At 70.5% G+C, this 14,854-nt stretch carries 9 protein-coding genes; 3 read left to right on the top strand and 6 right to left on the bottom strand.

Annotated elements, in window-relative coordinates; translation table 11 throughout:
• The first annotated feature begins 1 nt into the window (after window position 1).
• Complete coding sequence (locus tag ACZ5WG_RS38095) at window positions 2-562, top strand: sigma-70 family RNA polymerase sigma factor (RefSeq protein ID WP_468729238.1); 561 nt, start codon at window positions 2-4, stop codon at window positions 560-562.
• Between the two features lie 263 nt (window positions 563-825).
• Entirely contained in the window at window positions 826-1,770 is a 945-nt protein-coding gene (locus tag ACZ5WG_RS38100; RefSeq protein WP_468729239.1) for an alpha/beta hydrolase, read from the top strand.
• 23 nt (window positions 1,771-1,793) lie between these two features.
• On the opposite strand, the gene ACZ5WG_RS38105 is transcribed toward ACZ5WG_RS38100, so the two are convergent.
• From ACZ5WG_RS38105 to ACZ5WG_RS38115, 3 genes are read right to left on the bottom strand one after another with little or no spacing between them, the layout of a single operon-like run.
• The gene (locus tag ACZ5WG_RS38105) at window positions 1,794-2,765 is read right to left on the bottom strand and encodes an antibiotic biosynthesis monooxygenase (protein ID WP_468729240.1); all 972 of its coding nucleotides are present in this window, start codon (window positions 2,763-2,765) and stop codon (window positions 1,794-1,796) included.
• A 4-nt stretch (window positions 2,766-2,769) separates the two neighbouring features.
• Window positions 2,770-5,487, bottom strand: coding sequence for a molybdopterin-dependent oxidoreductase (locus tag ACZ5WG_RS38110; protein WP_468729241.1), 2,718 nt, complete (start codon window positions 5,485-5,487; stop codon window positions 2,770-2,772).
• Window positions 5,484-6,311, bottom strand: a complete 828-nt coding sequence (locus ACZ5WG_RS38115; protein ID WP_468729296.1) for an FAD binding domain-containing protein — start codon at window positions 6,309-6,311, stop codon at window positions 5,484-5,486. The genes ACZ5WG_RS38110 and ACZ5WG_RS38115 overlap by 4 nt, the downstream gene beginning before the upstream one ends.
• A gap of 190 nt (window positions 6,312-6,501) precedes the next feature.
• Here ACZ5WG_RS38115 and ACZ5WG_RS38120 point away from each other — a divergent pair, with 190 nt between their 5' ends.
• Entirely contained in the window at window positions 6,502-9,015 is a 2,514-nt protein-coding gene (locus tag ACZ5WG_RS38120; RefSeq protein ID WP_468729242.1) for an MDR family MFS transporter, read from the top strand.
• 33 nt (window positions 9,016-9,048) lie between these two features.
• Here the strand turns inward: ACZ5WG_RS38120 and ACZ5WG_RS38125 are convergent, their stop codons facing one another.
• From ACZ5WG_RS38125 to ACZ5WG_RS38135, 3 genes are all read right to left on the bottom strand, one after another.
• A complete protein-coding gene (locus ACZ5WG_RS38125; RefSeq protein ID WP_468729243.1) occupies window positions 9,049-11,949 on the bottom strand; it encodes an ATP-binding protein in 2,901 nt (966 codons plus the stop codon).
• Window positions 11,950-12,139: 190 nt separating this feature from the next.
• Window positions 12,140-13,492 (bottom strand): cytochrome P450, encoded by a 1,353-nt coding sequence (locus tag ACZ5WG_RS38130; RefSeq protein ID WP_468729244.1) that lies wholly within the window; start codon window positions 13,490-13,492, stop codon window positions 12,140-12,142.
• Between the two features lie 13 nt (window positions 13,493-13,505).
• Window positions 13,506-14,543 carry a terpene synthase family protein gene (locus tag ACZ5WG_RS38135; RefSeq protein WP_468729245.1) on the bottom strand — a complete coding sequence of 346 codons (1,038 nt, stop codon included), beginning with the start codon at window positions 14,541-14,543 and terminating at the stop codon, window positions 13,506-13,508.
• Window positions 14,544-14,854: the final 311 nt, after the last annotated feature.

The following is a 14,854-nucleotide window of genomic DNA, read 5'->3' on the forward strand; positions in this document are numbered from 1 at the left end:
CTTGCACGACTCACTGACATCGACCCCGCAGGCATCGCAGCGTCACTCCGCGGAGCCGAGCGACGCCTTCCTGAGAGCGCTCTACGAGAACCACGGATACGCGCTGATGCGTTTCGCGGCCCGGCTGGCCGGCGGCGACTGGCACCGGGCCGAGGACGTGTTCCAGGAAGCGGCCATCCGCGCCTGGCAGCACGCCGCGGAGCTCGACCCCAGCGCCGGGGCGCTGCGCCCCTGGCTGTTCGCCGTGGTCCGGGATCTGGTGATCGACGGCTACCGGGTCCGCCGGGCGCGCCCGCCCGAGGCCGACGACGAGGGCCTGGGCCGGCTGCCCGTACCGGACGGGGTCGACCGGGCCCTCACCACGCAGGTCGTGGTCGACGCCATGCGCGACCTCGCGCCGTTCCAGCGGGAGGTGCTGCTGCACATGTACTACATGGGGCGCAGCGTGAGCCAGACCGCGAAGGTGCTGGGCGTGCCGCCGGGCACGGTCAAATCGCGTACGCACTACGCGATGCGCGCCCTCCGGGAAGGCCTGAGCAGCCGGGGCCTCAGCGCGGCCTGACCCCGGCCGCCGAGGCGCCGTCGCCCCGCCCGGGCCGGGTGTCCCGGCGGGAGGGCCGATCCCGCTGGTCGTCCCGGTCGTCCGTGTCGACGAATGCGGCGGGCGCACCTCGTCCGGGAACTCGCCGGCGCCCCGGAGGCCCTCGGCGCGTGGCTACCGGAGGACGGGGCCGTCTGCCTGGAGCCTTCTGCGCAAGGGGCGCCCGCCGGCCCGCATCAACCGACCCGGCTGCCCGTCCGGTACGCCGTGCGAGGAGAACTCCCATGGCCGACACTTCCGCCCGCCGCCCCGTACTCGAGCCGGCGGCCGCTCAGCTCGCAGAGGGGTCGGCGAGCCCGCCGTACCTGTTCGAGCTGGGGCCGGCCGAGGGCCGCAAGGCCGTCGACGAGGCCCAGTCCGGCGACATCGCCATGCCCCCCGTCGACGAGGAGTGGATCACCGTCCCCGGCGGTCCCACCGGCCAGGTCAAGGCACGTGTCGTCCGCCCGGCGGGCACGCCCGGCCTGCTGCCGGTCGTCCTCTACGTCCACGGGGCCGGCTGGGTGTTCGGCAACGCCCACACCCACGACCGGCTCGTGCGCGAACTGGCCGTCGGTGCGGGCGCGGCCGTCGTCTTCCCCGAGTACGACCTCGCGCCCGAGGCCCGCTATCCCGTCGCCATCGAGCAGAACTACACGGTCGCCCGCTGGGTCGTCACGGAGGGCGCCGGGCACGGGCTCGACGCCTCCCGCATCGCGGTCGCCGGCGACTCCGTCGGCGGCAACAGGAGCGCAGCGCTCACGCTGATGGCCAAGGAACGCGGCGACGTTCCCCTCGTCCAGCAGGTCCTCTTCTACCCGGTCACCGACGCCTCGTTCGACACGGGCTCCTACCACCAGTTCGCCGAGGGCTACTACCTCCGCCGCGACGCCATGCAGTGGTTCTGGGACCAGCGGGCCGAGATCACCGCATCCCCGCTGCGGGCCACCACCGAACAGCTGAGGGACCTGCCCCCGGCCCTGGTCATCACCGCCGAGGCCGACGTGCTGCGCGACGAGGGCGAGGCCTACGCCGACAAGCTCCGCCAGGCCGGTGTCCCCGTCACCGCCACCCGCTACCCGGGCGCCATCCACGACTTCGTCATGCTCAACGCCCTGCGCGAGACGCACGCCGCCGAGGCCGCGATCCAGCAGGCCGTCGACACCCTTCGCACGGCGCTCCACAACTGACCCTCGGCGCCGCCGAGTACCGGTCAGGGCAGTGTCCAGATCTTCGTCGTCACGACGTAGAAGACGAAGACCCAGAAGAGGTTCGCCACCGCGACGATCCCGAGGCCGATGAGGTTGGTCTTCAGCGCCGGTTGGTGCGGGTCGGGGCGCAGCCACCGCCCCAGCAGCGGGTTCACGTAGAACGGCATCGTGAAGAAGCTCATGATCAAACTCGAGAGGAGGTTTCCCAGGAGCAGCCCGATCCAGAGCGGCAGCTTCAGCGGCGACAGGGCGAGCGCCAGCAGCACGACGGTCGGGTACAGGCCGACCCAGATCGCGATGGCGGTCTTGGTGACCGACGGCGGCGGCGCTTCCCTGCCGTTCTCGTCGAAGGCGAACCAACTGCCGAACGAGTTGTCGATGGTGCGCATCTTGTAGTCGCTGAACTTCTCGCCCTCGGCGAGGACGTCCTGCCGCTCGGCCGACGTCAGCCAGGCGTCGAGGTGCTCGGCGTTGTCGAACCGGTACAGCGTCGTCCATTCGTCCTGGACTCCCTCGACCGGCCTGAAGAGCTCGGTTCCGCGGAATCCCTCGAATCTGCTCTCAGCCTCGCTGATGTGCTGCTGCCACGCGAGGAAGTCGTCGACGGACTCCGGGTGTACCTGGTGGCTGACCACCACGGTCACCAGCGGATCCACCGGCCGGGTGCCACCGGTGAGCACCTGCTGGGTCGCCGGGCCGTCGAAGAACGCGCTGCCGGCATCGAGGAGCCGCTGCCTGGTGGCGCTGTTGATCCACGTCTGCAGATGGGGTATCGAGTCGAAGCGGTACACGGTGACCCAGTCGGGCTGCAGCGCGGTCGGCGGGGAGACCTCGGAGCCGAGGGCCCCGGGGTAGTCCGCGGCCGCGGCGTTGACCTCCTCCTGCCACGTCTCGTACTCCCGGTCCCGGCCGGGCAGGACCTTCTGGCCGATGATCGCGGTCGCCGTGGATTCGTGGTGCCTCTCGGTGTTCATGTTCTCAGGCCGTCTGTACCGACCGGCTCTCGCCCAGCCGGCTGTAGATGCGTTCGGGGGTCAGGGGCAGTGCGCGGAACCGGACGCCGGTGGCGTCGTGGAGTGCATTCGCCAATGCGGGGGCCACCGGGTTGATACAGCATTCCGCCATGCCCTTCGACCGCATGGGCCCCACGGAATCCGAGGAGTTCACCAGGAGCACGTCGGTGCGCGGGACATCGGCATAGGTGGGGATGCGGTAGTTGCGGAGGTTCGGGTTGACCATGACACCGGACGCGTCGACGTGGAAATTCTCGGTCAGCGCGAAGCCGATTCCCTGGGCGACGCCACCCTCCACCTGCCCGCGGACCTGCGCCGGATTGATCACGACGGCGGCGTCGGTCGCCTGGACGCTGTACAGGATGCGGATCTCGCCCGTCACCGGGTGGACGGCGATCCGGAAGCCCTGCGTATTGGAGACGACGCTCCGGGGCGAGCCGTAGGCCTTGCGGGCAGCGGTGAACCGGATGCCGCGGGCCCGGGCCAGGGCGACGAGCTCGGCCAGCGACACACGCTGGTCCCCGCAGACGACTCCGTCGTCGGCCATCGAGCACATCACGAGGTGGACGCCCGTATGGGCGGCGGCGAATTCCAGGATGCGGTCGCGCACCGCGTTGGCTGCGCGAAGGACCGCATTGCCCGATACGAAAAGGCCCGCACTCGCGAAGGCGCCGGTGTCGAATCCCGTGCGGTCGGTGTCGGACTGCACCAGATGGATCCTCGACGGCGTCGTACCCAGCTGGTTGGCCGCGATCTGGACGTGGGCCGTCGAGGTACCCTCGCCGAATTCGACGGTCCCGACGGCCAGTTCGTAGATGAGGTCGTCGCCGAGCGTGACCCAGGCCTCCGAGACGTGTTCGGTCGGGGGCGCGGTCTCGTGCAGGGAACTCGCGATGCCGGCCCCGACGAGCCACCCGGGGCCGGGCGACGGCTGATCGGCTGTCCGGGCCATGGCCCGGTCCACGAGGTCGATGCACTTCGAGAGTCCGTCCTCCGCGAAGATCACGTCGTCCGGGCCGTCGTGCAGGGCGGCGAGCGGTTCACCCGGCCGCACGATGTTGCGCCGACGCAGTTCGAGCGGATCCATGTGCAGCGCGCGTGCCAGTTCGTGCATCGCCGATTCCACGGCGAACGCCGGCTGCGTCATCCCGTACCCGCGCAGGGCCCCGCTCGGCACGGTGTTCGTGTAGACCGAGTACGCGTCGTACTTCTTGTTCGGGCAGCGGTAGATCATGACGGCAGCGCCGCCCGCGTACAGCGTTTCACCGCCGTGGTTGCCGTACGCGCCCGTGTTCGACACATTGCGGACCTGGAACGCCGTGAGCCTGCCGTCCGCCTTCGCACCGAGCTTGACCGTCAGCTTCATCGGGTGCCGCGGCGACGCCGTGGTGAACTCCTCCTCGCGGGTGTACTCGAAGCAGACGGGCCGCCCGGTGTCCAGGGTGGCGAGCGCGGCCAGATCCTCCGAGATCACTTCCTGTTTGCCGCCGAAGCCGCCGCCCACACGCTTGCAGAACACCCGGAGCTGGTCGGGGCGCAGCGCGAACAGATAGGCGATCTTGACCTTGGCGATCGACGGCGACTGCGAACTGGTGCGGATGTTCAGGCGGCCGTTCTCCATCCACGCGATCGAGCCGTGGGTCTCGAGGTGCGCGTGCTGTACGCGCGGGGAGAAGTAGGTGCCCTCGTGGATCACATCGGCCTCGGCGAAGCCGGCGTCGACATCGCCGATGCGGGAGTGGATTTCGAGCAGGATGTTGTGGGCGGGATCGCGGGCGAACGGATCGTCCGTGCCGTGCAGCTGTGGTGCGCCCTCGGCCATCGCCTCTTCCGGATCGAACACCGCCGGCAGCACCTCGTACTCGACGTGAACCCTGCGGCAGCCCTCCTCGGCCGCCGCGACCGTGTCGGCCAGGACCGCAACGACGCGTTGGCCGACGAAGCGGACCGTGTCGTCGAGGATGAAGGTGTCGTCCGGATCGACCAGGTGGTCGGTGTGGATCGCCGTGGTGAAGCGCCTGCGCGGCACGTCCTCCCAGGTGTAGACGCGTTGCACGCCGGGAACGGCGAGTGCGCCGGTCTTGTCGATCGAGACGATCCGGGCGTGCGCGTGCGGGGAGTGCAGCACCTTGAGGTGCAGCATGCCTTCGATGTGGGTGTCCATCGTGAACTCGGCGCGACCGGTCACCACGTCGTCGGCGGCCGGCGCGCCGACGCTCGTCCCGACGGCCTTCCCCGGCGCGGCGCTCTCCACGCCGACGACGCCGTTCACGGCGTCCTCGATCCCCCGGTAGCCGGTGCAGCGGCAGAGGTTGCCCTTCAGCGCCCGCGGCAGGTCCGCCTTCTGGGCCTCGGTGAACGTCGCCGAGGTCATGATCATCCCTGCGGTGCAGAAACCGCACTGGAACCCGGGGGCGTCGCGGAACCGGCGCTGCATCGGATGCAGGTGGCCCGGTGATCCGAGCCCCTCGATCGTGGTCACCGCACGACCGTCCGCGCGGAACGCGGGGGTGATGCAGCTGTGGACGGGGCTGCCGTCCAACCAGACGGTGCAAGCGCCGCAATCGCCCGCGTCGCAGCCCTTCTTGACACCGTAGTGACCGAGGGAGCGGAGGAACGTACGCAGGCACTGCCCGGGTTCCGGTTCCTCGTCGAAGCTCTTGCCGTTGACGGTGTACGTCATGCCGGGCCCCCGATCATGAGTTCGCGGCGCATCTCTTCGGCGAAGTGCTTCGTCAGGTGGCGACGGTGGTCGGGGGTTCCGTTGGGGTCTGCGAACCAGGCGTCGGCGGGGATGACGTCGATGCTCTGCTGCAGGGTTGCGGCATCGGGCATGCTGTCGAACGCCATGCGCACCGGGCGTGTGGTGCCGGCCGTGACGGTGAGCAGCAGGTCGTCCGTCCCCGGCGTCTGCGTGCCGATGAGGAACACCGTCGAACGGCCGAGCCGGGTCAGTGTGAAGCGGCGGTGCGTGGTGCGTTTGCGCAGGGCGTGCGCCGGAATCTCGATGCGCCGCAGGATTTCCCCGGGCGCGAGGATGTTCCGATGGTCGCCGGTCACGAAATCGAGCGCATCGACGATGCGGGCGGACCCGTCAGGGGCCCACAGCTCGTACGTCGCCTCGAGGGCGACCGTCAGCGTGATCATGGGGCCGGCCGGCAGGGACATGCAGATGTTGCCGCCGACGGTCGCCGCGTTCCAGACCTTGAAGGAGGAGAGGAACGCCTCGCAGCTCGTCGCGAAAAGGCCACCCGCGATCCAATCGGCGGGCGCCGCAAAGGCATGCAGGTCGCAGATGGTGCACGTCGCGCCGATCTCGAGGCCCCTGTCGTGCGGGACGAGCGGATCCCAGTGCAATGCCGTCAGGTCGATGAGGCGGCGCAGGTCCGGCTGCTCCGCCGAGAACAGCCACGTGCCCCCGGCGAGCCAGGCGTCGCCTTCGCGCCAGTCCACGCCCGGACGCTCGGACGGCCGCCGGACGACTTCGGTAACGGTGTTTAGATCCATGGGAACTGATCTCCCTCGGCGCTCTTCAAAGGATATCCCGGTACGTGTCAAGCTGGCCAAGCGAGCGTGAGGGCCGGCCCACGCAGCCCGGCCTGCGCTCATATGAGCATGGATTGCGGCTCTTCCCGGCCACTGATCGGTTCGGCCAATGCCCCCACCAGCATTGGATAGTTGAACTATCCTTCTCCCCGTGGATCAGCTGATCGCCGAAGACCCGCCGCGCATTGGCCCGTACCGATTGATCGCCCGGCTGGGCGCAGGCGGCATGGGCCTGGTCTATCTGGGCCGCTCCGAGGGCGGCCGTACCGTCGCCGTGAAAGTCGTCCAGGCCGAGTACGCCGGGCACCCCGAGTTCCGCAGGCGCTTCGCCCGCGAGGTGGCCGCTGCGCGCAGGGTGGGCGGGAGTTGTACGGCGGCCGTGCTCGATGCCGATCCCGAGGCCGCCATCCCCTGGGTGGCGACCCAGTACATCCCGGGGCCCGACCTGCACGCCGTGGTCGCCAAGCACTTCGGGCCGCTGCCCGAGCCCTCGGTGCACACCCTCGCCAACCGCCTGGCCCTCGCCCTCCAGGCCGTGCACGGGGCGGGCCTGATCCATCGTGACCTCAAGCCGTCCAACGTCCTCGTCACCGTCGACGGCCCCCGCGTCATCGACTTCGGCATCGCAAGGGCGATGGACAGCCTCGCCGAGGACCACAGCCTGCACACCCGTACCGGCATGCTCATCGGTTCCCCCGGCTTCATGTCGCCGGAACAGGTCCGCGGCCTCGAACTCACCCCCGCCAGCGACGTCTTCTGCCTGGGCGCCGTTCTCGTCTACGCCGCCACCGGGCGACTCCTCTTCGGCGCCACCGACACCGGGCTCAACGCCCACCTCTTCCGGGTCGCCGAGGAGGAGGCGGACCTGACCGGCATGCCCGAGACACTGGTCGACCTCGTACGCGCATGCCTGCACAAGGATCCGGCCCGCCGGCCCACCCCCCAGGAGGTGGCCGAGCGTACGGCGACGGACCAGGCTTCGGAGTGGCTGCCGGGCGCGGTCCTGGCGCAACTCGGTCGCCATGCCGCCGAGTTGCTGGACTTCGCCCCAGCGGTGCATGCCCAGGCTCCCGCCGAAACCGCCGAAACCGCCGCGCCGCAGCCCGCGCCGCTGCCGCCCCCGCCGCCCGAGTACGCCCCGACGGCCCCCGGGCACTTCGATCCCGCGCAGGGATTCGGACCGCCCCCGGGCGCGCCCGCGAGCGACTGGACCGTACCCCCGCCCCGGTCCGCCCTCCCGGACCCGGCGTCTGCGCACCCCAGGCGCTGGTGGGGCCTGGCGGCGATCGCCCTGGCGCAGCTGATGGTGCTGTTCCAAGCGGCGAACTTCAACATGGCGATCCCTGCCATCCAGGCCGACCTGGGCCTCTCCGGCGACGGCCTCGAGCCGATGACCAACGCCTATTTCATCGCCTTCGCCGCGGTGCTGCTGGCCGGAGGGCACATCGCGGACCTCGTGGGACGCAAACAGACCGTGATCGTCGGCCTGCTCGGCTGCGCAGCCGCCTCGGCGCTCGGCGGATCGGCCGGCGAGTCCGGCACGCTGGTCTGGGCCCGCGGCCTGCAGGGCGTCTTCGGCGCGCTGCTGACGGCCGCCGCGCTGTCCCTGGTGGCCACCGGTTTCACCGACCCGAAGGAACGCGGCAGGGCCTTCGGGATCTACGCCGCGGTCACCGGCGGCGGCTGGGCGCTCGGGCTGGCCGCGGACGGCTGGCTCCTGGAGGTCCTGTCCTGGCGCGGGTCCCTGTACGCCGCCGTCCCCGTCGCCGTGATCGCTCTGATCGGCGCGCTCACCCTGCTCCCCGACCGCGCGGTCCGCACCTCCGGCCACTTCGACCTGCTCGGCGTGCTGCTCGGCTCCGGCGGAGTCGCCGTGCTCGTCTACGGCCTCGGCGAGGGCCGGCCGAGCGGCTGGACCACCCCCCTGGTCCTGGCGCTGCTCGCGGCGGGCGTCCTCCTGCTCGTGGCCTTCGTGTGGTGGCAGACGGCGACATCGACCCCGCTCCTGCCGCCGTACGTCTTCAAGGACCCGGACCGCGCCGGCAGCATCCTCAGCATGACCCTGGCCGGCGCCGGCATCCTCGCCCTGTACCCGGCCGTCGGGTACTACCTCCAGAGCATCTGCGGATACGGCCCCCTCATGGCCGGGCTGGCCTACCTGCCCATGGTCGCCGCCCTCGTCATCGCCTCCACCCAGGTCTCCGCCCGGCTGCTGCGCCGCGCCGCGCCGCGCGTCCTGATCCTGGCGGGCATGGTGCTCACGGCCGTCGGGCTGCTCCTGCTGACCGGCCTGAGCGGCGACGGCTCCTACGCGACCGAGGTACTGCCCGGCACGCTCCTGGCCGGCTTCGGCATCGGACTGGCCTTCGTACCGATCTTCGCCACCGCGACCGGGGGAGTCGCCGCCGAGCACCGCGGTGGTGCCTCGGGAGCGATCAGCACGGCCCAGGAGGTGGGTGCGGCGATCGGCGCGGCACTGCTCAGCAGCGTCCTCTCCAGCCACCTGCGCGATGCGGAGACGTCCGACTCGGTCGGCGACGAACTGCTGGGCGGCTACACCGCCACGCTCTGGTGGGCGGCGGCCAGCGTGCTGCTCGCGGGCCTGGTCGCCGGCCTGATGGTCAGGGGCCGGGCACCACGGGACGACGCCCGCCTGCCGCTGTGATTCCCACAGTGGCGGGCGGGCGTCGTCCGGCCGTCAGACTCCCAGGGCCCGGCGCAGACCGAGCCGGTCCGTGCCCAGCTTGGTGAAGACCGCCGACAGCAGCTCGGACACCGCTTGGGCGTCGGTGTGCATCTTCGCCGCGATCGCCGTGTTGTCGAGGCCGAGGGCCGCATGTCCGGCCGCCGTGTTCTCGGCGACCGTCAAGGTGTCCTGTTCGAACGTGTGCAGCCGGCGGGGGCGCAGCCCGGCCGACGCGAGCTGGGAACGGGCGCGGCGTGCAAGGGCATCGGCGCCGCAGGCGGCGGCCGTTTCCATGCCCCGGTAGAGCTGCTGCGCCGCCCGGTGCGGGTCACCGAGGGTGTGCAGGGCGGTGCCGTGATCGACGAGCGCATGGGCGAGTTCGCCGGCGGCCGGGGACTGTTCGAGATGGTCCACCGCCTCCTGCAGCAAGGCGGCCGCCTGAGCCGGGTCCGTGGCGGCCGCCGACACCCGCAGGGCGTGGCCGATCACGCTCGACGTGCCGAACGCACGTGCCCGGGACACCGCTTCGGCCGCCGTGGCGCGCGCCTGCTCGGGGTCGCGGGCCACCTGTGCCAGCGCCAGGTCGAGTTGCCAGGGGCTCCACGACGGATTGCGGGTGCCGCGCAGGTCCAGGCGCTTGCCCGCCGCGGCGAGGTGCTGCACCGCCTCCTCCATCCTGCCCTGGGCCAGGAGGAGCTTGCCCCACACGGCTTGGGGGTCGGGGTAGACGACGGCCTGCGGGAAGCCGTCCCCCAGCTTGTACGTGTGGGCGACCCGCTGGGCCTCCTCGGTGTTCCCGCGGGCGAGCAGCGTCTCGATGAGGGTGCCGATCGCGTACCACTGCGCCGGGGTCCCGTGTCCGATGCGGTCGGCGATCTGCAGGCCGTTGCGTACGAAGTCCTCGGCTTCGGCGAGGCGCCCGCGCCGGTACCGGACGTATCCGAGCAGGGTGTACACGAACGACAGGTGCGCGCCGCGCCAGCCCTTCGCCTCGAACTCCACGATGCCGGTGTTGAACAGGTCCTCGGCGCGGCCCGGCTGGTCGCAGTACATGAGGGTGACGGCGACGGAGGCCGGCACCTCGAATCCGAAGTCCTGGTCGGTCCAGCTCATGCCGCCGTCCAGCGCCTGTTCCGCGTACTCCAGGGCCGTGGTGGCGGGTTCGCCGCGCATGGCGGCGTCCCAGGCCCGCAGGCCCAGGATGTGCCGCTCGGCCAGGCCGCGGCCGGTGAGCCGCTTGGCGAACTGGGCGAGGAGCCGGGAGCGGGCGGGCGAGTTCTCCTCGTCGACCCGGACCGAGTTCCACTTGAACTGTTCGGCCTGCATGCGCAGCCGGGTACGGGAGCTCGTGGCGCGTTTGGCCTCCTCCGAGAGGAGCTCGGCGGCGTCCGCCAGCTGACCCGTGTGGGCCAGGGCCTGGGCGAGCCGGTACGTGATCGCCTCCCGCAGGCCCTGTTCGGCCTTGGGCTCTTCCAGCGCGGCCCTGAGCTGGTTGATGGTCGTCACCGGATCGTGCAGGAGGTTGGCGGAGCCGAGTTCGAACAGCACCTCGGCCCGGTCCTCGACGTCCGGCGGCTCGCGCAGCGCCCGGGCCAGATAGCGCCGTGCGGCATCGGGCGCTCCCGCGGAGAAGCTGTCGCGTGCGGCCTGGCGCAGCTGCTGCACCACCCAGGGATCGCCGTCGGGGTGCATCTCGAGCAGGTGGCGGGCCGCGGCGGCGGCACCCTGCCCGTCGTCGACGAGGGCCTGCGCGGCCATACCGTGCATGGCCACGCGGACACTGGGCGGGATCGAACGGTAGACGGCGGTGGCGATGAGCGGATGGAAGAACTCCACGACCTCCTTGCGCCGCAGGCTCGTGAGGACGGTCAGGATGCGGGCGTTGCGCAGTTGGTCGATGGCCTCGGAGAGCTGGGCCTCACCGAGCGCCGCCACACTGCCGACGATGCTGGTCGGTACCGCGGTGCCGAGCACCGCGGCGGCCCAGGCGAACCGGACGGTGGACGGTCCGAGCTGTTCGAGGCGGGTGATCAGACCGCTGCCCTTGACGGCGGAGGCCAGATCGCGGAGCTCGGGGATGCTGTCCTGGTGCGGCTTCAGCTCGCGGTCGCGGCCCTTCATGGCCAGCTCGACGACCTCGAAGGGGTTTCCGCCGGTGATGGCCCAGCACTCCCGGCAGAACACGTCGTCGGCGCTCTGGCCGAGGGCGTCGCGCACTATCCGGGCCACCGCGCTCGTGGTGAGGGGAGCCAGTTCGTGCGGACGCGTCCCCTGGCGCCCCATCAGCGCGCGCAGGGCGCCGGCGCCGGCGGGGATCTCGTCCGGCCTGCAGGCCACCATGATCAGCATGGCCAGTTCCTCGGCCCGCGCCGTGAACGCGGTCAGCCACGCCAGGGACTCGGCGTCCGCCCAGTGCGCATCGTCGAGGACCAGGACGACGGGTGCGCTGCGCACCGTCAGATGGGTGACGACCCAGTCCAGGCCGTCGCGCACGCCTTGCGGGTCGGGCGCGGTGGGGACTTCCGGGGCGGCCGTCAGGCCGAGCGCCGGGGCGACGATGTTGTACCAGGTGCCGAGGACCTCGTGCCGTTCGGCCTCGGTCATGGCGGCGAACGCCGGCTGGATGAGCTGCCGCATCACGTGGAACGGCACCTGCTTCTCCTGCTCGCCGCCGCGGGCGAACAGTACGGTGCAGTTGCGCTCGGCGGCGTGCCGGCGGGCCTCGGCGAGCAGCGTGGTCTTGCCGATGCCGGCCGACCCCGCGAAGGTCAGCACACCCCCGCGGCGGGCGGCCGGACCGGTGTCCGTGATGCCGCAGAGATCGTCCACCGCGCGGTGGATCGCGAGAATCTCGGACTCCCGTTCGAGCAGGGGCTGGGACGCCCACCCTCGCGGTTCCGTGACATGTGACATTCCTGCCCCCTCCTGCGCGTGCGGCCGAGTGTACGACCCGGGGGACGAGAAATTGCTGCTTAAGCACATTATTGCGGGATCACGTCACTCTTACGGGAGCGACGCTGTATCCTCCGCTGACGTCGGGAGCGGTGTGGCGTCAGCGGTTCGGTGAAATCACCCTGAAATGAACCGGATCGACCGGCTCCCGTCAATGGCGTGAAACAGGGATCATGGGCAGCTCGCTGGGCTGGGGTATCCCCGCCGGGAGTTCACGTACCGTCACTCCCGGGGCGGGGACCAGCTTCCACCGGGACGCCACGGTCGCCACCGCGGTCAGGATCTCCGCCACGGCGAACGCATCACCGATGCACTTGTGCTGGCCCGCCCCGAACGGGATGAACCGGTGGGGCCGGGGCGACTCGTCCCCGTGCTCCTGCCAGCGGTCCGGGTCGAAGGCCGTGGGATTGCGGAACAGTGCGGGGTCCCGGTGCAACGCGTACGGGCTGTAGGCCAGTTCGGCCCCGGCCGGGATGGAGACACCGCCCAGGGTGAGGGGCTCCAGGGACCGCCGGGTGAAGAGCAGCGGCGAGTGCAGGCGCAGCGCCTCCTGGAACACGTTGTTCGTGTACGTCAGCCGGGGCAGGTCGTCGGGGCGGACGGGGCGCGCACCCACCACCGCGTCGACCTCGGCGTGGAGGCGCCTCTCCACCTCCGGGTGCCGGCCGAGTTCATGGAAGATCCAGGCCAGGGTGGTGGCCGGGGTCTCCGTCCCCGCGAACATGATCGCGATGACCTCGTCCCGTACCTGCTGGGGGCTCATCGCGGCGCCCGTCTCGGCGTCCACGCTGGACAGCAGCAGGGAGAGGAGGTCGTGCCGGTCTTCCTGCTCGACGCCGTACTGCGCGATCACCTGGTCGATGACGCGGCGCAGGCGAGCGGCCGCCGCGTCGAACCTCCGGTTGGGCGGGATGGGCAGCCGGTCCAGGGATTTGGGCATGACGACGCGCAGCAGCATGCCCTCCAGGACGATGGGCAGCGACCGGTGCACCTCTGCGATCGCGGCCCCGCTCAGGCCTCCCGAGAAGGTCATCTCGGCGACCGAGGACAGGGCGTACCGGCGCGTCTCCATGAGCATCGAGACCTCGCGGCCCGCCGTCCACGAGGCGCACATCGCCTCTGCCGCCCGTCCCATCACCTCGGCGTAGCCGGCGATGTGGTTGCGGTGGAAGGCCGGTTGCACCATCCGGCGCTGTTTGCGGTGGAAGTCCCCGTCGGTCGTCACGATGCCGTTGCCGAACATCGGACGGAGCCGCTCGAAGATCCTGCCGCGGCCGAACTGCTGTGCCTGCTGGACCAGTACGGAGTGGACGTGGTCCGGGCTCGTGAGTACGTGGACGGGCCAGGTGCCGATGTCGAGGCGCACGATGTCACCGTGCTCGCGCAGTGATTCGAGGAAGGCGATCGGCCCGCGCCACAGGGGGAGTGCGTGGCCCAGCAGCGGTAACCGTCCCGGGGCCGCGGGGGCGTGGACCACAGGGCCGGGTTGCTCCGCGTGGGTCATCGACCACTCCCTGTCATGCCACCGAGACCAGGTCCGGGCGGGTGTACGCAGACTCCAGCCCGGCTGCGAACCGTTCGTCGCTGTACCGTGTGCACTCGTAACGCTGCCACAGATCCGTGCCGATCATCCAGTCCTCGTAACTCCGCACGCACCGGGTGACCGCTTCACGTACGGCCGGGTCCATCTCGCCCTGGGCGCCAATGACTTGAAACAGTCGTCGTTCCGCTGCCACGTAGTCCTCTATGCGGACCTGGATGCGGCCCCACGCCGCATGGACGGCGTCCTGGAGGGAGCGTCCCTCCCAGGAGGAGATGAGGGAGACGAGGTTGTTGTTGTCCCCGCAGGCGTGCTCCTTCGGCAGGGAGAACACGTCGTTGCCCCACGAGATGATGTCGACGGCGCTCTCCACGACCGCCTGGAAAGCGGGGAGGTCGTGGATGTGCTGCGGCACATCGATTCCCAGCCCGGCCTCGACCATGTCCATCATCGGCAGCAACTGGGAACTGTGCCGGCGCATCAGGACGTAGTCATGGATCGAAGGACGCCCGCCGGCCCCGCGATTGCCCGCCTCCTGGTCCAACGACCGCAGCATCAGCGGGACATGGGCCCGGTATCGGGCCGCGGTTCCCGGGGACATCCCGGCGAGGATGCGGTCGCACAGGTCGATGAATCCGTTCACCAACGGATTGCGGCGTGCTGAGGACCTGCTGGTCCTGCCCGTGTCCAGATACTGGGTGACGGCATCGGTGACGGGCCGCCAGGCCGCAAGTTCACCCGTCCTGATGAGATGATCGTGCTGATCGTCGAGGACGAACGACCAGGCCATCCACTCGGCGAGCAGAACGATGGTGTCGTACGGCACCTCGCCGCTCACCCGGCCCGCAAGGTGGCCGCAGCCAATGCCGGCGAACTGCTCCGCGGCATCGGTGACGAGCTCGTGGCGCAACGCCCATGACGTGGCCTCGGCGTTGGCCCGGGCGGCCAGTGGATGCTTGGAGTTCCCGAACGGGAGATGGAAATCGGGAACAGGGAATGGGTCGAGCCGGGCCATTGATCCCCCCACGGAAGAGTCGGATTCGCCAATACCCGCTCAATGTACGATCGTCATGGCACGTGCGATTTCAGAGCGCCCCGCTGCTGCGGCGCCGCCACGGCTCCACAACCGTGACTGTTCGGAATGAACCGGTCGCCAAGTGACCAGATCCCGCCCACACACGACTACATCAGGCCACCCGTGAACTAATTAACTCGCAGGGCGCAGCGCACTGTCAATGTAGGAAGTGGGGAGATACCGAATTCGCCGTGAAATTACCGAAGGAATATTCGTGGCGGATGTGCGGGCGGCATAGTCGCCCCGATCGG

The sequence above is a fragment of the Streptomyces sp. NPDC032745 genome (assembly GCF_055579465.1).